Here is an 18,509-nt window from a genome sequence, read left to right as displayed (position 1 = left end):
GGACGGTCAGCGGGCGAGGCGGCTGCGCCAGTCGGGAGCGCGGTGGCAGGCGACCAGTCGGCCGGGGCGGGGCTCGACGGCGGCAGGCCGTGGCGCGCAGTCCGGCCCGGCGAACGGGCAGCGGTGGGCGAAGGCACAGCCCGAGGCGGCCGGCGGCCGGGCGGCGGGGGTGCGCAGCAGCGCGAGGTCGGCGCGGCGGCCGGGGTCGAGGCTGGGGGCGGAGGCCGCGAGCAGCGCACTGTACGGGTGGAGCGGCTCGGTGAGCACCGCCTCGGCGGGGCCCTCCTCCACGACCCGGCCCCGGTAGAGGACGGCGATCCGGTCGGCGACCCCGGCGAGCGAGTCCAGGTCGTGCGAGATCACCACCACGGCGGGCCCGAGGTCGTGCCGGAGCCGGTCGAGCAGGCGCAGCACGTGGTTGCGGTTGGAGGCGTCGAGCGCGCTGACCGGCTCGTCGGCGAGCAGCAGGCGGGGGCGGGTGACGATCGCCCGGGCGAGGGCGACCCGCTGGCGCTGGCCGCCGGAGAGCCGTCCGGGGGTGCGGCCGGCGAGGGCGCCGTCCAGGCCGACCTGGTCGAGGGCGGCGGCCACCCGCTCGGCGCGCTCCGCGGCGGGCACCCGGGCGATCTCCAGCGGCTCCCCGACCAGCCGGGAGACCGTCAGGTCGGGGTCGAGCGAGCGCAGCGGGTCCTGGAACATGTACTGGACGGCGCCGGCCCGGCGGGCCGCCCGCAGGGCCCGGCCGCGCAGCGCGGTGCGGTCCTCGCCGTCGACGGTGATCCGTCCGGCGGTCACCGGTGCGAGGCCGACGACCGCGCGGGCCAGGGTGGTCTTGCCGGATCCGGTCTCGCCGATCACGCCGAGGATCTCGCCGGCCCGGGCGTCCAGGTCGACGCCGCTGAGCACCGGCTCACCGCGGTGGTAGGCGACGTCCAGCCCGCGGATGCGCAGCCGCGGCGCGGCGGTGGCGGCAGCGGCCGGGGCGGGCGGGGCCGGTGTCGGCGCCTCGGTGGTGACGGTCATGCGGGCACCTCCGTGCGGTCGGGTTCGCGGTCGGGCGTGCGAGGGGGTGTGCGGTCGGGTGCGGCGGCGCCTTGCAGGGCGAGGTCGGCGGCCCGCAGGCAGCGCACGCTGCGGCGGTGCGTCCCGGGCACCGGGTCGAGCGCGACCGGTGCGGCGGTGCAGGCGTCGGTGGCGTAGGTGCAGCGCGGGGCGAAGCGGCAGCCGGGGCCGGCGGTGCCCGGCTCGGGCGGCCGGCCGGGGATGACGGCGAGTTCGCGCCGGCCGCGCGCACCGAGCGGCGCGACCCGCAGCAGCGCCTCGGTGTAGGGGTGCGCGGGGGCGGCGACCACCTCGGCGGTGGGGCCGTCCTCGACGATCTCGCCGGCGTAGCAGACCAGCAGCCGGTCGCTGACCTCGGCGACCACCGCGAGGTCGTGGGTGACCAGCAGCAGCGCGAGGCCGCGCTCGGCGCGCAGCCGGTCGAGCAGCTCCAGCACCTCGGCCTGGACCACGGTGTCGAGCGCCGTGGTCGCCTCGTCGGCGACCAGCAGCTCGGGCTCGCCGGAGACGGCGATCGCGATCAGGACGCGCTGCAGCATGCCGCCGGACAGCTCGTGCGGGTAGCGGTCGTGCACCGCCTCGGGGTCGTGCAGGCCGACGGCGGCGAACAGGTCGACGGCCCGGCGGCGGGCCTCCGCGCGCGACAGCCGGAGCCGGAGCCGCAGCGGTTCGGCGAGCTGGCGCCCGACGGTGAGGGAGGGGTTGAGGTAGGAGCCCGGGTCCTGGAAGACGGCGCCGAGGCGGCTGCCCCGGATCCGGCGCCAGGCGCGCTCGTCGAGGCCGGTGAGCTCGGTGTCGCCGAGGCTGATCCGCCCGGCGGGGACGGCCACCCCGGGGGCGAGCAGACCGAGCACTGCGCGGCAGGTAAGCGTCTTGCCGCTGCCGGATTCGCCGACCAGGGCGACGGCCTCCCCGGCCCGGACGGTGAAGGAGACGTCGCGGACCGCCTCGGTACGGCCGTGGGCCACGGTGACGTGCAGTCCGTCGACGGTCAGCACGGGCCGCCCGGGCGAGGGCTCAGGCGTGGGCGGGTCGGCGGGCATCGGCCTGCTCCTTCGGCGTGTCGGCGGGGTGGTTCGAAGCCGGGGTGTCCAGCGCCGGTCCGTCCGCCGGGTCGGCGTCGCGGACGGTGTCGGCCAGCAGGTTGAGGGCGCCGACGGTGAGCATGATCAGCGCGGCGGGCAGGGCGGGCGCCCACGGCTGCTGGGAGAGGAATCCGAGGTCGCTGGCGAGCATGCCGCCCCAGGTGGGCGCCGGCGGCTGGACGCCGATGCCCAGGAAGGTCAGCGAGGCGACCGTGAGCAGGCTGGTGGCCAGCGCGTGCGCGGTGGTGACCGCGACCGTCGGGAGCACCTTGCGCCAGACGTGCGCGCGCAGGACGTAGACCCGTCCCCCGCCCATCAGTTCGGCGGCCTCCACGTACTGGGCCCGGTCGAGGCCGAGCGCGGCGGCCCGGGTGACCCGGAAGAACAGCGGTGCCAGCAGCACGCCGAGGGCCAGCATCGCCTGGTGCAGCCCGTTGCCCAGCACGCCGACCGCGGCGATCGCGAAGAGCGTGAACGGGAGCGTCATCAGCGCGTCCACCGCCCGCAGCGACGCCCAGGCGAGCGCCGGGGCGAACCGGACCGAGGCCAGGCCCGGCAGGACGCCCAGCAGCATCGCCGCGCCGACCGCCTCCAGCGCGGCCAGCACCGACGGGCCGGTACCGGCGAGCAGCCGGCTGAGCACGTCCCGGCCCAGGTAGTCGGTGCCCAGCAGGTGGGCGCCGCCCGGCCCTTGGAGGAGGTGGGCGGGATCCTGGGCGAGCGGGTCGAGCGGAGCCAGCCGGCCACCGGCCGCCGCGAGCAGGGCGACGAGCGCGAGCACCGCGAGCGCGGCCCGCCCGAGGGGCTGCCGGGCGATCGTCCGGACGGCGCTCACCGGCGCACCGCCCCGGCCGAACGGGCTTTGCGGGCCGCCGGGTTGAGCGCCAGCAGGCCCGCGTCCACGGCGAGGTTGGCGACCAGCACCACCGCGACCGTGACCAGCAGGGTGCCCTGGATGACCGGCACGTCGTGCTGCTCGGCGGCGCGCAGCGAGAGCTGGGCGATGCCCGGCAGGTTGAAGATCCGCTCGGTCACCACGGCGCCGCCGATCAGCATCGGCACGCTCATCCCGAGCACGGTGACCGCCGGGCCGGCCGCGTTGCGCAGCACGTGGCCGAAGAGCACCCGGCGCGGGGGGAGCCCGCGCATCACCGCGCCGGTGGCGTAGTTCTCGCGCAGCGCGCCCACCAGTGAGGTGCGCAGCTGCCGGGCGATCCCGGCGGCGGCGTCCAGGCTCAGGGCCAGTGCGGGCAGGGTGGCGAACCGCAGCCACTGGGCGGGGTCGCGGCCGAACGGCACGTACCCGCCGGAGGGCAGCAGCCGGAGCTGGACGGCGACCACGGTGATCAGGGCGATCGCGAGGACGAAGGCCGGCAGGGTGCCCAGCACGGTGCAGACCGCGGTGACGGCGCGGTCCAGCCGGCCGCCGTTGCCGGCCGCGGCGCCGATGCCGGCCGCGGCGCCGAGCAGCACGGCGAACAGCAGGGCGAGGCCGGCGATCGACAGGTCGACGGGCAGGGCGGCGGCGATCGAGTCGGACACCGGGACGGTGGTGAACCAGGAGCGTCCGAGGTCGCCGCCGAGCGCGTGCGCCAGCCAGCTGCCGAACTGCTCGGGCAGTGGACGGTCGAGGCCGAACTCGTGGTCCAGGCGGGCGATGTCGGCCGGGGTGGCGGTCTCGCCGAGCACGGCCGCGGCCGGATTGGCGTCCGAGACGGCGCCGAGCGCGAAGGTGAGCAGCGAGGAGAGCAGGAACACGGTCGCCGTGCCGGCCAGCACCCGGGCCACCGACCGGGGCGCCCGGGCCGCCCGGCGGGCGAGCCGCCCGACCGGCGCCCGCCGGGTGCGCGGCCCGGCCACCGTGCGCAGGGCGGTCGCGCTCATGAGGCCGTCACCCCTTCGAAGCGCTGCACCACGGTGAAGGCGGGGATCTGCGAGATCGACCGGCGGCGGGCCAGCAGGCGCGGGACGCTGAAGAGGAAGACGTTCGGCATGGTGCGCACCGCCAGCGCGGTGGCCGCCTGGAGCGCCTTCGGGTACTCGGGCGAGTCCAGCGGTGTCCGGGAGACCTTCTCCACGGCGGCGGCGAGTTCCGGCGGGGTGGTCCGGCCCGGGTTCATCAGGCCCTGGTCGCCGAACAGCACCTGGAAGGCCTGCGCGGCGGAGTCACGGCCGGCGAACTGGTCGGCGAACAGCGCCTTGGAGTGCTGGATGTAGACGATCTGGGTGGCCTGGGCGGCCGGGACCACCTCGATGGTGGCCCGGATGCCGACCGCCTTCAGCTGGGCCTGGAGCTGCTCGGGCAGGCCCTGCGCGGCGCTGGTGGTGAGGGTCAGGTCGACGCCGTCGGGGTGGCCGGCCCGGGCGAGCAGGGCGCGCGCCTTGTCCGGGTCGTAGCGGTACAGGTCCGCCGAGCCGGGGTCGTGTCCGACGTAACCCTTCGGGAAGGGCTGGTAGTTGACCTCGCCGTGGCCGAACAGCTGGGTCTTCACCAGGGCTTCGCGGTCGATCGCGTACTTCAGCGCCTCGACCACGTCCGGGTTGTCGAACGGCGCCTTCGCGCTGTTGACGTCCAGCACCGCCACCACCAGCGACGGGATCTCCTGCACCTCCAGCCCGGCCGCCTTCGCGGCCTCGACCTGACTGCCGGGGATCTGCGCCACGTCGAACTGCCCGGACTGCAGACCGCCGACCACGGTGGCGGCGTCCGGCAGCGGGTAGACCTCGAAGTTCTCCAGCCGGATCGAACCGGCGTCCCAGTAGCGGGGGTTGCGGCGCAGCACGGCCTTGGCGTTGAGGGTGTAGGAGGTGAGCGAGAACGGTCCGGCGCCGGCGGGCTTGGTGGCGAGGCCGGCGGCGTCGGTGGTGAAGGCCGCGGGGTTGACCACCAGACCGGTCTTGCCGGCCAGCAGGTTGGGCAACTGGTAGTCGGGCTGGGTGAGTTGCAGCACCACGGTGGTGGCGTCGGGGGCCAGCACCTCCTTGACGTGCGCCAGCTGCGGGGCGACCAGCGACTTGGGGTCGGTGCGGCCCCGGTCCAGGCTCTGCTTGACGGCGGCGGCGTCCAGCGGGGCGCCGTCCTCGAAGGTCAGTCCGGGGCGGAGGGTGAAGGTGACGGAGGTGCCGTCGGCGGCGTACGTCCAGCCGGAGGCGAGCGCGGGGACGGCGGCGCCCTGCTCGTCCAGCTTGGTCAGGCCGGCGTAGACCAGCGAGAGCACGTGCACGTCCCAGCCGGCCGAGGAGAACACCGGATCCCACGAAGTGGGCAGCGCCCAGCCCCACTTGAGGGTTCCGGTGGAGCCCGCCGCGCCGGTGGACACGGTGCCGGCACTGCCGCAGGCGGCCAGGGCGAGCGCGGCACCCGCCCCGAGGCCGAGGCCGAGGAAGGAGCGTCTGGCGAGGGTCGACGAGGGGGCGGGAGGAGTGGTCATGGGCGTGCGTCACCTTTCGCGGGCACGGCGGGGCGGCCCGTGGCCCACCCGTGCCGGACGGACCGGTCCACGGGCGGGGCGCGGGCGCGGGCGTGCGCCGACGGGTCAGGAGGGAGGAGGCGGCCGGCGGCTCCCTCCGGGCGAGGGACGGCGCGGCGTGCGGAAGCAGACGTGGGCGGGCGGAAGCGGGCGGCGGGCGGGCCGGAGCCGGTGCGGCCGGGCGGCGGCAGGGCTGCGCCGGGCGACGGTGCTGCAGTCGGCGGGTTCACCCGCGGTGGCGCGGCCCGGCGGAGCGTGGAGCGGGCTCCGGCGGGCGGCCGGCACGGCGGCGGTGGGGCCGCCGGCGGGGGGCGCTCAGCGACAGAGGTCGCTGCTGGTGCGCCGGAGGTCCACGTAGCGGCACACCACGTTGGGGTGCGTGGAGAACATGCGCTCATCCTGGCGACTTCGGTGCTCGGCTGTCAATGGACACCAAAAGGTGTCTCATCCGTCGGTACGTCGCCGTGCACGAACCCCAATCCGCCGTCCCCGAACCGTCCTTGCTGCTCGTGCGGGTCCGGCGGGCGGCGCCGGCCGGCTACGGCGACGGCTGCCGCCCGGCCTCCCGCGCGGCGGGCAGCGCCCCCGGACAGACCTCCTCGGCGGCCGCGAGGTACGCCGCGAGCGGGCGCCACCCCGGCACCGCCCGGTGCCCGGCCGGGCCGCGGAACAGCACCGTCGGCAGCGCGTAACGGTGGCCGTCCTCGGTCTCCTTGGCCGCGCCCGGGTGCGGACCGCCGGCCCGCAGCCCGACCACCTCGGGCACCGGCCGGCGGGTCTCCGCGTGGTCCCGGCGCACCCGTTCGTACGCCTCGGCGCCGCCCGCCTCGGCCATCAGCCGGTCCAGGTCCAGGCCCGGTACGCCGTCCAGCGCGACCCGCACCCGGGCCGGCGTGTCGGCGGGCCGGCCCAGCACGAACACGGTCTCCCGCAGCCGTTGCAGCACCCGCTCGGCGGCCACCGGGCCCTGCCGCTCGGCCGCCGCGGCGGCCAGCGAGGCCGGCCAGCTGGTCGCCGCCACCCAGCCGAGCACCGCCGCCCGCGGAGCGCCGGTGTGGCCCGCGACCTGCGCCAGGTAACCGGCGTACCAGGCCGTCTCGGCCGCCGGATCGGGCGCCGGATCCTCGTCCTCGTCGAACAGGATCCCGAACACCCGGCGGTGCTCGGCCCGGCCCGCCAGCAGCCCGCGCAGCACCCGCAACCGGGGCTCCGAACCCCAGGCCCAGGGACAGAACGGGTCGGTGTACTCGACCACTTCGAGGCCGGGGCGGGCACCGAGGTCAGGGCCGGCGCTCACGCCGGGGCCGCCACGGCCTGCCGGGCGGGCAGCAGGCCCTCGACCGTGGTGCCCGCCAGGATCTCCCGGGCCCGCTCCTCGACCGCCCGCCAGACCTCCGGCAGCGCGTCCGCCGGGCCCGGGTAGGCCAGCGCGCCGAGCGGCTCGCCGCGCAGCGTGATGACCTCGCCGTCCACCGCCCGGACCACGTCGAGCAGGGTGATCTCGGCGGCGGGGCGGCCGAGCCAGTAGCCGCCCTCGCAACCGCGCTGGCTGCGCACCAGGCCGGCCCGGCGCAGGTCGCCGACCACCGATTTCAGGAACCGGAACGGGATCCCCTGGGAGGAGGCGATGGCCTCGCAGGTGAGCGGGCGGCCGGTGTCACAGGCCAGTTCGACGAGCGCGCGGGCGGCGTAGTCCGCCTTCGCGGAAATATGCATGTCCCCGAGTATCCACCGGCCGCGGCGGTGTTCAAGCTCCGCCCCGGAGCGGCCCGTTGGCGCCCGCACCGGAAAGGACACCTCTTGACATCCTTTCCGTCGCGCGCCTAGCGTCCTGTCCGCGGCCCGCCGCTGCGCCGCTCCGGCGCCCGGCCCGGTGACGTCCGCGCTCCGCGCGCTCCACCGCCGCTCCGCGCCCTCGCGCCCACTCCCGGGAGTCCCCATGTCCAGCGCCCCCCGCCCCACCGCTCCGGCCGCCGCCGGGAGCCCGGCGAGCTGCGCCGAGGCCGGTGACGGCTTCCACCCGCACCTGCCCGGCGACCCCGCCCCCGCCCCCGCCCCGCTGCGGGCCCGGCTGCACCACATCCGCGCCGGCGAGCTCGACGGCGACACCGCGCAGACCGGCGGCATGCGGCGGTTCGCCGCGATCAGCGGCCGCCGGGTCGGCTCGGAACGGCTCTGGATGGGCCAGACCCACGTGGCCCCGGCGACCGCCTCCTCCGACCACCACCACGGCGAGTCCGAGACCGCGATCCACGTGGTCAGCGGCCACCCCGAGTTCGTCTTCGTCGACGACTCCTCCGGTGAGCCGGTCGAGGTCCGCCTGCGCACCGGCCCCGGCGACTACATCTTCGTCCCGCCCTTCGTCCCCCACCGCGAGGAGAACCCCGACCCCACCGAGGAGGCCGTGGTGGTGATCGCCCGCTCCACCCAGGAAGCCGTCGTGGTCAACCTCCCGAGCCTGTACACCCGTTCCGCGGACGCCTGAGGCTCTCGCCGTCGGCCCGAGCACACTCCCTCAGTCCGCTACGGCCGGCGGCACTACGTAGGAAGCGATCGCCGCGGCGAGCAGCCGCGCGGAGGAAGGTCGCGAGCAGTCCCAGTGCAGGTCCAGCCCGCTCGACGTGGTGAAGTTGATGCGCCCGTAGAGCATGACGGGGATCTGCGGGTTCTCCTTGAACCGCCGGTCCGGTCCGCCGTTCACGTTCACGTACTGCCAAGTGGTGCCGACCTGCTGGCTGTCGCGGGGTACGGTACCGCCCTCGTGGAAAACGATCTCGCGCATCACGGCCTGCAACTCGCTGTAGGGCACGTCCGCGATGCTCCGGCCGTATTCCACGAGAACGCGATCGGGGAGCAGGTGGAGCGACAGGTCTCCGGCTCACGACAGCCGAGGCTCCGCTGCTCACCTTGTACTGGTACGTGGTCACCACCGGCTCCGAACCAACCAGGATCCAGTTGGCGTCCGATCGACTCACTGCATCGGCCGCGTCGACCAACCGAGCGAACCGATCTCCCGCGTGACTCTCGAAATCGTAGAACACCACCACCCGTTGGGCCACGCGGTCGTGAAGGTAGACCCAATACACCAGCGGCCCGAGGATCAGGACGGGAATCATGGAGAGCGGTACCGACACGAGAAGGGCAACGACCGCGGCCCACGGCCATAGCGAGCGCCGCTGCGCCGCAGCCCTCAGCTGCTCGACGAACGAGCCGGGGTGTGATCTCTGGAGCTCCTCGACCGCCGCCGCTGTCTCGAACACGGCTGCACTGCCCGGAAGCGTAGCGTGGCCGGCCGGCGGCGCCGCGGTCCGGCCCGGCAGCGTGACTCCCGACGTGAGCGGCCCTGCCCGCCGACGGTCGACCGTGGCCCGGTAGTTCAGGCCCCGGGTGCCGACCCGGACGTAGTTGCTCCGCGGACCCGCGCCGGCCCGGAAGCCTGGGACGCCCACGGACACCCCGATCCCGGACTTGGAGAGATTGAAGCGGAAGGGCCCGGCGCTGAGGCTGGTGCGGAGGTAGACACCCATGCCAGAACGTTGACAGTTGAAGCAGATCCCGGCGCCCCGTTTATCCAATTGTTTCCCGCTCCGGCACCACATGTCAGAAGCTCCGACTGCCGAGACTGTAGGGGGATGATGAGACCTCAATCAGCTTGCAGTTGCTGCGCGTTGCGCTAGGCTGGCTCCGCCGTTCGGTGGAGGAGCGGGAGTCATTCGGCGCGGCGGGCCCGGTACCGCAGCGTGCGACTCACGGGTGCGGGTCGCACCTTCTCCCCAGCTGCGCCATACCAGCGTTCGACAGTGATTCGCGAGCCTGAGTGTGACCGGGGTGCACTTGAGGGTTCGACATGTCCAACAATCTGGCAAGGAACCGCTCCTCGCAGCGCGAGCGAGCGGCACACACGCGCAAGGCCTACACGAACGAGTCCTTCGAAGCGGCACTCGCCGGCCTCGGTCGCAAGAACGATCCCGGGCTCGACTCGTGCCTACCGGGACAGCGGGCGTTCCGTGCGCTCTTCGCGCTGGGCCTCTTCAACGAGGGTCTTCCGGCTGCACCTCAGGCGCAATGGGGCTACTCAGTACTGAGCGCCTACGACCCTGTCATGTCGCCCCGTTGGCGCGAGCTGGTGGTGATCGCCGAACGGGCACCCGACAACGTGACGCAGTGGCTGCTACCCGATAGTAACAGGGAGCGGCTGCCGGGCCTTCGGCTCGAGGGCTGCAACGAGGACGCCGGCCGGACCTACGTGATGCGTCACGAGCCCACCGGAGCACGGTTGGTCGTCACATCTAGGGCGAGCGGTCGCACGGACAGGAATGTCGTCGACCGGACTCGGTGGCGGGAATCCTTGATGGTGGGCGAGGAGCTCACTTCTGCAGAGCGCCGCAAGCTGGACTCCATCCCACCGATGACGCCGGAGGCGGAAGTCCTGCTCGCCGGGCTCGTCACCCGCTTCACGCTGGTGGATCCCGGTCGGGAGTGGGCCACCGACTGGTCAGCCGATCCGCTGCGCCGGGGCGGCTCACGACGCACGGATCCGAATGGGCTGGTGCGGGGCAACCAGCGACGCCTCTGGGGGGATGGCAACTCCTGGGAACTTCGATGGTCCGGCTTCCCGTATCCCCAGGACCTCGGCATCGCGCTGACCCACCCGGTCATCGGGATTCCCGGGGCGGAACTCCATGCGCACAGGAGCACCTACGAGGTGACACTCGGCGATGCGGTGCTCGAACTCCGCGACTGGCGGACCTAGCCGATCGGTGATCGGCACGGCCTGTCGGATTCCGAGGAGGAGCACAAACCGGTGTTCACAGTTCCCCAATCCTTGTTCGAGCAGCTTCCAGGCTGGGCGCGATTCCCGCTCATCCTCGTCGTGTTGGTACTGGGCTTCACCCTTCGCCTGGCCCGGATCCTGCTTCCCGGCGATTCGCACGACCGGCTCTCGTGGTGGCTGGCGCTGCTCGACCACCTCCGCCGTCGGTCCACTGCGCGGGCCGAGCGGCGGACCCGAGGCCGGCGGCGGACGGCGAACCTTCCCGCAGCCGGGTCCGACCACCCGGTCGGGAGCAACCAGGGCCGTGCACGATCCGGGCAAGCCATCAGAGGCGACGGGCAGCAACCCGACAGTGCGGCTCGACGATCGCCCCCGTGATAGCCGAGAGTGCTGACGCCGTCGCCACGGTTCACGGCTCCAGGTGGGTGGGGGCGAACATCCGGAGCAGGGCCGGCAGGACGACCACGCTCGGGCCCGGGGTGGTGAGGGCGGTGGTGAGGTCCGCCCGGAGGGTCTGCGGGGTGGTGGCGGTGGCGGGGACGCCGAAGGACTCGGCGAGGCGGACGAAGTCCGGGCGGGTGAGTTCGGTGGCGGTGGCGGTGCCGAAGGTGTCGGTCATGTACTCGCGCAGGATGCCGTAGCCGCCGTCGTCCACGATCAGCCAGGTGACGTCCAGGGCGTGCTGGCGGGCGGTGGCGAGTTCGGCGATCGAGTACATGGCGCCGCCGTCGCCGGAGACCGCGAGGACCGGATGGCCGGGCCGGGCGGCAGCCGCGCCGAGGGCGGCCGGGAAGGCGTAGCCGAGTCCGCCGGCGCCCTGGGCGGAGTGCATCCCACCCGGGTGGCGGGCGTCCCAGGCGGACCACGCCCAGTAGCCGAGGATGGTCATGTCGAAGTAGGCGGGCGCGTCGTCCGGCAGCGCCGCCCGCACCGCCGCCAGCACCTGCTGCTCGACGTCCAGGCCCTGCGCGTCGATCCGCTTGCGGACCCGCTCCAGCAGTTCGGCGGCGACCGCCGCGCCGCGGCCGGTACGGCCCGCCGCCGGCGCCGCCCCGGCAAGGGTCTCGGCGAGCGTGTCGCCGAGCGCGGCCAGTGCGAGCCGGGCATCGGCGTGGATGCCGAGCGCGGGATGGTTGGACTCCAGCTTCCCCGGGTCCGCCTCGATCTGGATCACCCGGCCGCGCGGGCGGAGCGTGTGGTAGTTGCTGGAGAGTTCGCCGAGGCCCGAGCCGACCACCAGCAACACATCGGCGTCGGCGAGGAGTTCGGTGGTGTGCCGGTCCTCCAGCCAGGACTGCAGGGACAGCGGGTGCTCCCACGGGAAGGCACCCTTGGCGCCGAAGGTGCAGGCCACCGGCGCGTCCAGCAGTTCGGCCAGCCGCCGCAGTTCGCCGGCCGCACCGGCGCGGACCACTCCCCCGCCGGCCAGGATCACCGGCGCGACCGCCGAGCCGAGCAACTCCGCTGCTGCCACGATGAGTTCCGCGCGCGGAGCGGGCGTCCGGGGGGCCGCCCGCAGGCCGGTGACCGGAGGGACGGTGGTCGGCGCCAGCAGGACGTCCTGCGGGATCTCCACCCAGACCGGCCCGTGCGGCGGGGTCAGCGCGGACTCCCAGGCGGCGGCGAGCGCGGAGGGGATCTGCGAGGCCGTCCGAGCCGGGTGCACCGACTTCACCACGGGCGCGAACACGGCCTGCTGGTCGGCCAGTTCGTGCAGGTGGCCGCGGCGCCGGCCACCGAGCCCGGCGGACGGGATCTGCGAGCAGACCGCCAGCACCGGCACCGAGGCCGAGGCCGCCTCCTGGAGCGCGGGCAGCGCGGTCAGCGCGCCGGGCCCGGTGGACAGCAGCAGCGGCGCGACGCCGCCGGTGGTCCGGGCGTAACCGTCGGCGGCGAACCCGGCGTTGTTCTCCACCCGCAGCCCCACGTACCGCAGGTGCGAGCGCCGCAGCGCGTCGAAGATGCCGAGGGCGTGCTGGCCGGGGATGCCGAAGACGGTCCCGGCGCCCAGCCCGGCGAGCGACTCCACCACCAGGTCGCCACCGGTGCGCGGCTGCCGGTTCACCCGCGCTCCCCGGCGATGCCGCGGGCCATCAGCGTGGTCAGCTCGTACGCGGTGTGGGCGGCCGCCACGGCGGTGATCTCCGCGTGGTCGTAGGCCGGCGCGACCTCCACCACGTCGGCGGAGACCAGGTGGCAGCCGGCCAGGCCGCGCAGGATCTCCAGCAGCTCGCGGGAGGTGAGGCCGCCCGCCTCCGGCGTGCCGGTGCCGGGCGCGTGCGCCGGATCGAGCACGTCGATGTCGATCGACACGTACAGCGGGCGCCCGCCGATCCGCTCGCGCAGCTGCTGGGCGACCTCGTCCACACCGCGCCGCAGCACGTCGGCGGAGGTGACGATGCCGAAGCCGAGTTTCTCGTCCTCGGTGAGGTCCTGCTTGCCGTAGAGCGGCCCGCGGATGCCGACGTGGGAGAGCGCCGCGGTGTCGAGCAGGCCCTCCTCGGCGGCGCGGCGGAACGGCGTGCCGTGGGTGTACTCGGCGCCGAAGTAGGTGTCCCAGGTGTCGAGATGGGCGTCGAAGTGGAGCAGGGCGACCGGACCGTGCCGGTCGGCGACCGCGCGCAGCAGCGGCAGGGCGATGGTGTGGTCGCCGCCGAGAGTGAGCAGCCGGGCACCGGTGCCGAGCAGGTCGCGGGCGGCCGCCTCGACGGTGTCGACCGCCTGGTGGATGTCGAACGGGTTGGCCGCGACGTCGCCGGCGTCGGCGACCTGGGCGAGCGCGAACGGGGCGGCGTCCTGCGCAGGGTTGTAGGGGCGCAGCAGCCGGCTCGCCTCGCGGACGGCGTTGGCGCCGAACCGGGCGCCGGGGCGGTAGGAGACGCCGGAGTCGAACGGTACGCCGACCACGGCGATGTCGGTGCGGCCCACCTCGTCCAGGCGCGGCAGCCGGGCGAAGGTGGCGGGGCCGGCGAACCGCGGGACGCGGGAGGAGTCGATCGGTCCGCGCGGTTCGGAGCTGCTGCTCATACGAGTCCTCGGTGGTCTCGGACGGGCGCCGGACGGCCCCGCTCGGGTCTCCGTTCGCGAGTGGCGGGCGCCGGCTCGCGGTACGAACCTAACGGGCCGCCCGGGCGGGTGGAAGTACGCCACCGGGCCCGCTTCAGCCCCTCGCCGCGCCCTACGGGGCCTGCTGCGCCCGTGCTCCGACCCCGGCGGCCGGCGCCGCCCACGCCAGCAGCATCCGCAGCGCGTCGTGCGACGGCGTGCCGGGAGCGGCGGCGTAGGTGATCAGCGCCTGCCCGGACTCGTCGGCGGCCCGCAGCGTCTCGTAGTCCAGCTCCAGCGCGCCGACCACCGGGTGGTGGAAGCGCTTCACCCCGGCGGTCTTGTCCTGCACCGGGTGCTCGGCCCACCAGCGCCGGAACTCCTCGCTCTTCAGCGACAACTCACCTACCAGCTGGGCCAGTTGCGGATCGTCCGGATGCCGTCCGGCCTCCAGGTGGAGGTACGCCACGTTCTCCCGGGCGCAGCTGGACCAGTCGGCGTACAGGCTCCGGGAGACCGGGTCGAGGAAGGTGATCCGGGCGATGTTGCGCTCGGCCGCCGGGCGGGCCGCGTAGTCGCCGAGGAGCGCGACGGCGGCGTCGTTCCAGGCCAGCACGTCCATCCGGCGGCCCATCACCAGTGCGGGGACGTCGCGCAGTTCGCGCAGCAGCAGCTTCAGCATCGGCCGTACGGCCTGCTGCTCCGGCCGGGCCCAGGGCGGGCGACGGGTCGCCGGCTGGGCGAGCCGGTGCAGGTGCCGGGTCTCCTCCTCGTCCAGCCGCAGCGCCCGGGCGAGCGAGCCGATCACGGCCGAGGACGGGTTGGCGACCCGGCCCTGCTCCATCCGGGTGTAGTAGTCGACGCTCACGCCGGCGAGCTGGGCGAGTTCCTCACGGCGCAGGCCGGCGACCCGCCGCCGCCCGCCGAAGTCCGGGAGGGCGACGTCCTCGGGGCTCAGCCGGGAGCGGCGGGTCCGCAGGAACGCGCCCAGGTCGGTCGTTGCACTCATGGGACCGATTGTGCCCGCCCACCCCGCCGCGCAGCCTGGCCCTCCCAGGACCAGGCTCACCCGGCCGACGACCGCCGACCGCGGGCCGCCGGGGCCACCGGCCCGCGGTGCGTCAGGCCTGCCGGGTCGGCAGCACGATCGACTGCCGCAGGTTGACGTGCCGGGGCCGGCTGACGGTGTACCCGATCAGGTCCGCGACATCCTCCGCGGCCAGCGCCGGGATCGCGCCGAACATCCCGCCGAGCTGCTCGCGCAGCACCGGGTTGTCGATGTGGCCGCCGAGCTCGGTGTCGGTCAGGCCCGGCTCGACGGTGCTCACCCGGACGTCCAGCGGGCCGAGTTCGGTGCGCAGCGCGGCCGACAGCTGGGTGAGCGCGGCCTTGGTGGCCCCGTACACCGCGTAGTCGGGGAACAGCACGTGGGAGGCGATGGAGGAGACGTTCACCAGGTCCGCGGTCCGGCCTTCGGCGGCGGCCGCGGCGAGGTCGCCGGTGAAGGCCCGCAGGACGCGCAGCGCGCCGGTGAGGTTGGTGTCGATCATCCGGGTCCACTCGTCCAGCCGGCCGTCGGCCAGCGGGTTGGGGAGCATCACGCCGGCGTTGTTGACCACCAGGTCGACCGGGCCGTACGTGGCGTGCACGGCCTCGGCGGCGGCGTCGACGGAGGCCTGGTCGGTGATGTCGGCGGTGACGGCGAGGGCCGTGCCGCCGGCGGCGGTGAGTTCGGCGGCCAGTTCCGTCAGCCGGTCGGTGCGGCGGGCCAGCACGGCGACGCGGGCGCCGTTCGCGGCCAGCAGGCGGGCGGTGGCCGCGCCCATGCCGCTGGCGGCTCCGGTGACGACGGCGGTGCGGGCGGCGAGGGCGGGGTAGCTCATGGGGTGCTCCAGGGACGGCGGTCGGACGTTCGGCCGGTTCTGCGGCGGGCGCCGGCCCGGTTCGACCCCGGCACCTCGGCCCGCCGTGGACCACTCTGGGCCGGTCCGCGCCGCCGACCCAGGGCCCTGCCGTGCCGGGGTCCACCAGGACCACCCTGCGTCGGGTCGCGTGGAGCGCCAGCAGGTCATCCGTCCCGGACTATTGACTGCCAGTCCAACAGTGGCGATTCTCGTCACACCCGAACACGCGGACATGACAGCCGACCGGACGCGGCAGGGCCACGCGGCCGTGCGCGTGCCCGGTGCTGCCGTGCGGCCCCCGGCCGCCCGTCGGCGGGCTCCCCGACCGCGTCATCCGCTCGCGAAGCCCTGAGTGGTGGCCATGAATCAACTCGCACACAGCCGAGGCAGGCTCGTCACGGTCCTGTCGTTACTCCTCACCCTGCTGGCCATGGCGCTCGCCGCGCCCGCCCCCGGAGCCCCCGCCGCGGGCTCCGGCACCACCGCCACCAACTGGTGGGACCCGGTGGCCCGTCCGGTGCCCGACTCGCAGATCGACGTCACCGGTGAGCCCTTCAAGGGCACCGACGCCCAGGGGCAGGTCCGCGGGTTCGTCGACGCGCACACCCACCTGATGGCCAACGAGGCCTTCGGCGGACGACTGATCTGCGGCAAGCCGTTCTCCGAGCAGGGGATCGCGGACGCGCTCAAGGACTGCCCCGAGCACTACCCGGACGGCACGCTCGCGATCTTCGACTACATCACCCACGGCGGCGACGGCCGCCACGACCCGGTCGGCTGGCCCACCTTCAAGGACTGGCCGGCGCACGACTCGCTGACCCACGAGCAGAGTTACTACGCCTGGGTGGAACGCGCCTGGCGCGGCGGCCAGCGGGTGCTGGTCAACGACCTGGTCACCAACGGGGTGATCTGCTCGGTCTACTTCTTCAAGGACCGCGGCTGTGACGAGATGGACTCGATCCGCCTCCAGGCCCGCAAGACCTACGAACTCCAGTCCTACATCGACACCATGTACGGCGGGCCGGGCAAGGGCTGGTTCCGGATCGTCACCGACAGCGCGCAGGCCCGCCAGGTCGTCGAGCAGGGCAAGCTGGCCGTCGTCCTCGGGGTGGAGACCTCCGAACCGTTCGGCTGCAAGCAGATCCTGGACATCTCGCAGTGCAGCAAGGCGGACATCGACCGCGGCCTGGACGAGCTGTACGGGCTGGGCGTGCGGAGCATGTTCCTGTGCCACAAGTTCGACAACGCGCTGTGCGGGGTGCGGTTCGACGAGGGCGGTCTCGGCACCGCGATCAACGTCGGCCAGTTCCTGTCCACCGGCACGTTCTGGCAGACCGAGCAGTGCGCCGGCCCGCAGCACGACAACCCGATCGGCCTGGCGCCCGCACCCGACGCGCAGAAGGACCTGCCGCCCGGCGTGACGGTGCCCAGCTACGCCGCCGGCGCGCAGTGCAACACCCGCGGGCTCACCGACCTCGGTGAGTACGCGGTGCGCGGCATGGTGAAGCGCAAGATGATGCTCGAGGTCGACCACATGAGCGTGAAGGCCGCGGGGCGGGCCTTCGACATCCTGGAGTCCGAGTCCTACCCCGGCGTGATCTCCTCGCACAGCTGGATGGACCTGGACTGGATCGAGCGGGTGTACAAGCTCGGCGGCTTCGTCGCCCAGTACATGAACGGCGCCGAGGGCTTCAGCGCGGAGGCGAAGCGCACCGACGCGCTGCGCGAGAAGTACCACGTCGGGTACGGCTACGGCACCGACATGAACGGCGTCGGCGGCTGGCCCGGCCCGCGCGGGACGGACACCCCCAACCCGGTGCACTACCCGTTCCGCAGCGCCGACGGCGGCTCGCTGATCGACCGCCAGACCACCGGGCAGCGCACCTGGGACATCAACACCGACGGCGCCGCGCACTACGGCCTGGTGCCGGACTGGATCGAGGACATCCGGCAGGTCGGCGGCCAGGGCGTGGTGGACGACCTGTTCCACGGCGCCGAGTCCTACCTGGACACCTGGGGCGCCACCGAGCACCACCGGGCCGCGGTGAACCTGGCCGCCGGCTCCTCGGTCTCGGCCAGCTCCGCGGAGTGGAACCCGTTCACCAGCTACGCGCCCGGCCGGGCCGTGGACGGCGACCGGGGCACCCGCTGGGCCAGCGACTGGAGCGACGACCAGTGGCTGCGGATCGACCTGCCGGCCACCACCGTGGTCAAGCGGGTCACCCTGGACTGGGAGCGCGCCTACGGGCGGGCGTACCGGATCGAGGTGTCCACCGAAGGCACCACCTGGCAGACCGTCTGGTCCACCGACAGCGGTGACGGCGGCCTGGACACCGCGCAGTTCGCCGGCGTCCCGGCCCGCCAGATCCGCATCCACGGGGTGCACCGCGGCACCGACTGGGGCTACTCGCTGCACGAGGTCGGCGTCTACAGCACCTGACCGGCCCGGCGGTCCCCGGCGAGCCGCGCCGGGGACCGCCGCACGGCGGGGCCACGAACGGGAGCACGGGAGGAAGTCCATGGCACGGATGCCGTCGGCCGACCGGCGCCGACAGCTGACCGAGGCCGCGATCCGGGTGATGACCCGCGACGGCGTCGCCGGCACCACCACCCGGTCCGTCACCGCGGAGGCCGGCGTCTCGCTGAGCGTCTTCCACTACTGCTTCGACTCCAAGCAGGCCCTGCTGGAAGCCGTCATCGCCACCATCACCGAACACTCCGTCGCGGTGGTCCGGGAGGCGATCCGACCCCGCGCCACCCTCCACGAGACCATCCGGGCCGGCTTCCAGGCCTACCGCGACCACGTGGCCGCCCACCCCGGCGAGCACATGCTGACCTACGAACTCACCCAGTACGCCCTGCGCCGCCCCGGCTTCGAGCACCTGGCCCGGCGCCAGTACGAGCTGTACTCCGCCGCCTACACCGAACTCCTCGACCGGCTCTGCCGCCAGGCGGACATCCAACTCCGCGTCCCCACCCAGGTCCTGGCCCGCTACCTCGCCGCGACCACCGACGGCCTGACCCTCAACCTCCTGGTCCTGGGCGAGGACGGCATCACCGAGATCCTCGACCTGATCACCGACCACGTCACCGGCCTGACCGCGACCCCCGGCCCCGGGCCGACCGGCGAACGGTAGCCCCGGGTCGTCCCGGGGCGGGGCGCCGCGAC

The 18,509-nt window shown here is 74.3% G+C and carries 16 protein-coding genes and 1 pseudogene; 4 read left to right on the top strand and 13 right to left on the bottom strand.

The annotated features are described in order from the left end of the window. Window positions 1-6: 6 nt before the first annotated feature. The 7 genes from ABT014_RS26675 to ABT014_RS26645 form a co-directional block, all read right to left on the bottom strand. Entirely contained in the window at window positions 7-1,023 is a 1,017-nt protein-coding gene (locus tag ABT014_RS26675) for an ABC transporter ATP-binding protein (RefSeq protein WP_350641736.1), read from the bottom strand. Beyond that, on the bottom strand, window positions 1,020-2,105 hold the full coding sequence (locus ABT014_RS26670; protein WP_350641735.1) for an ABC transporter ATP-binding protein: 1,086 nt from the start codon (window positions 2,103-2,105) through the stop codon (window positions 1,020-1,022). The genes ABT014_RS26675 and ABT014_RS26670 overlap by 4 nt, the downstream gene beginning before the upstream one ends. Then, window positions 2,080-2,982, bottom strand: a complete 903-nt coding sequence (locus ABT014_RS26665) for an ABC transporter permease (RefSeq protein WP_350641734.1) — start codon at window positions 2,980-2,982, stop codon at window positions 2,080-2,082. The genes ABT014_RS26670 and ABT014_RS26665 overlap by 26 nt, the downstream gene beginning before the upstream one ends. Next, on the bottom strand, window positions 2,979-4,031 hold the full coding sequence (locus ABT014_RS26660; protein ID WP_350641733.1) for an ABC transporter permease: 1,053 nt from the start codon (window positions 4,029-4,031) through the stop codon (window positions 2,979-2,981). Before ABT014_RS26660 ends, ABT014_RS26665 begins: the two co-directional genes overlap by 4 nt. Next, complete coding sequence (locus ABT014_RS26655) at window positions 4,028-5,578, bottom strand: ABC transporter substrate-binding protein (protein ID WP_350641732.1); 1,551 nt, start codon at window positions 5,576-5,578, stop codon at window positions 4,028-4,030. The genes ABT014_RS26660 and ABT014_RS26655 overlap by 4 nt, the downstream gene beginning before the upstream one ends. 577 nt (window positions 5,579-6,155) lie before the next feature. After that, the gene (locus tag ABT014_RS26650; RefSeq protein ID WP_502895103.1) at window positions 6,156-6,914 is read right to left on the bottom strand and encodes a hypothetical protein; all 759 of its coding nucleotides are present in this window, start codon (window positions 6,912-6,914) and stop codon (window positions 6,156-6,158) included. After that, complete coding sequence (locus ABT014_RS26645; RefSeq protein ID WP_350641731.1) at window positions 6,911-7,333, bottom strand: RrF2 family transcriptional regulator; 423 nt, start codon at window positions 7,331-7,333, stop codon at window positions 6,911-6,913. Before ABT014_RS26645 ends, ABT014_RS26650 begins: the two co-directional genes overlap by 4 nt. Before the next feature lie 223 nt (window positions 7,334-7,556). Between ABT014_RS26645 and ABT014_RS26640 the strand changes: the two genes are divergently transcribed. After that, window positions 7,557-8,102 (top strand): cupin domain-containing protein, encoded by a 546-nt coding sequence (locus tag ABT014_RS26640; RefSeq protein ID WP_350641730.1) that lies wholly within the window; start codon window positions 7,557-7,559, stop codon window positions 8,100-8,102. A gap of 30 nt (window positions 8,103-8,132) precedes the next feature. Here the strand turns inward: ABT014_RS26640 and ABT014_RS26635 are convergent, their stop codons facing one another. Together ABT014_RS26635 and ABT014_RS26630 are read right to left on the bottom strand one after the other, a co-directional pair. After that, complete coding sequence (locus ABT014_RS26635; protein WP_350641765.1) at window positions 8,133-8,426, bottom strand: hypothetical protein; 294 nt, start codon at window positions 8,424-8,426, stop codon at window positions 8,133-8,135. Window positions 8,427-8,997: 571 nt separating this feature from the next. After that, window positions 8,998-9,144 (bottom strand): annotated as a pseudogene (locus ABT014_RS26630) (DUF4236 domain-containing protein); the annotation flags it as partial. A gap of 320 nt (window positions 9,145-9,464) precedes the next feature. Between ABT014_RS26630 and ABT014_RS26625 the strand changes: the two are divergent. Continuing rightward, window positions 9,465-10,370, top strand: a complete 906-nt coding sequence (locus tag ABT014_RS26625; RefSeq protein WP_350641729.1) for a hypothetical protein — start codon at window positions 9,465-9,467, stop codon at window positions 10,368-10,370. Between the two features lie 430 nt (window positions 10,371-10,800). Here the strand turns inward: ABT014_RS26625 and ABT014_RS26620 are convergent, their stop codons facing one another. The 4 genes from ABT014_RS26620 to ABT014_RS26605 all read right to left on the bottom strand — a co-directional run bounded on the left by ABT014_RS26620 (window position 10,801) and on the right by ABT014_RS26605 (window position 15,319). Further along, window positions 10,801-12,456 carry a thiamine pyrophosphate-binding protein gene (locus ABT014_RS26620; protein WP_350641728.1) on the bottom strand — a complete coding sequence of 552 codons (1,656 nt, stop codon included), beginning with the start codon at window positions 12,454-12,456 and terminating at the stop codon, window positions 10,801-10,803. Continuing rightward, on the bottom strand, window positions 12,453-13,418 hold the full coding sequence (speB, locus tag ABT014_RS26615; RefSeq protein WP_350641727.1) for an agmatinase: 966 nt from the start codon (window positions 13,416-13,418) through the stop codon (window positions 12,453-12,455). The genes ABT014_RS26620 and speB overlap by 4 nt, the downstream gene beginning before the upstream one ends. Before the next feature lie 151 nt (window positions 13,419-13,569). Then, window positions 13,570-14,445 carry a helix-turn-helix transcriptional regulator gene (locus ABT014_RS26610; protein WP_350641726.1) on the bottom strand — a complete coding sequence of 292 codons (876 nt, stop codon included), beginning with the start codon at window positions 14,443-14,445 and terminating at the stop codon, window positions 13,570-13,572. A 112-nt stretch (window positions 14,446-14,557) separates the two neighbouring features. Continuing rightward, complete coding sequence (locus ABT014_RS26605) at window positions 14,558-15,319, bottom strand: SDR family oxidoreductase (protein WP_350641725.1); 762 nt, start codon at window positions 15,317-15,319, stop codon at window positions 14,558-14,560. A 382-nt stretch (window positions 15,320-15,701) separates the two neighbouring features. On the opposite strand from ABT014_RS26605, the gene ABT014_RS26600 reads away from it, so the two are divergent. After that, on the top strand, window positions 15,702-17,780 hold the full coding sequence (locus tag ABT014_RS26600) for a galactose-binding domain-containing protein (RefSeq protein WP_350641724.1): 2,079 nt from the start codon (window positions 15,702-15,704) through the stop codon (window positions 17,778-17,780). Window positions 17,781-17,859: 79 nt separating this feature from the next. Further along, window positions 17,860-18,477: a TetR/AcrR family transcriptional regulator gene (locus ABT014_RS26595; RefSeq protein WP_350641723.1), complete on the top strand. Its 618-nt coding sequence runs from the start codon at window positions 17,860-17,862 to the stop codon at window positions 18,475-18,477. The last annotated feature ends 32 nt before the right edge of the window (window positions 18,478-18,509 follow it).

The organism is Kitasatospora sp. NPDC094015 (assembly GCF_040304075.1).
In the GTDB taxonomy this organism is placed as follows: Bacteria; Actinomycetota; Actinomycetes; order Streptomycetales; family Streptomycetaceae; genus Kitasatospora.
Note: the sequence above shows the minus strand (reverse complement) of the source record. Positions and strands in the feature narration are given on the sequence as shown.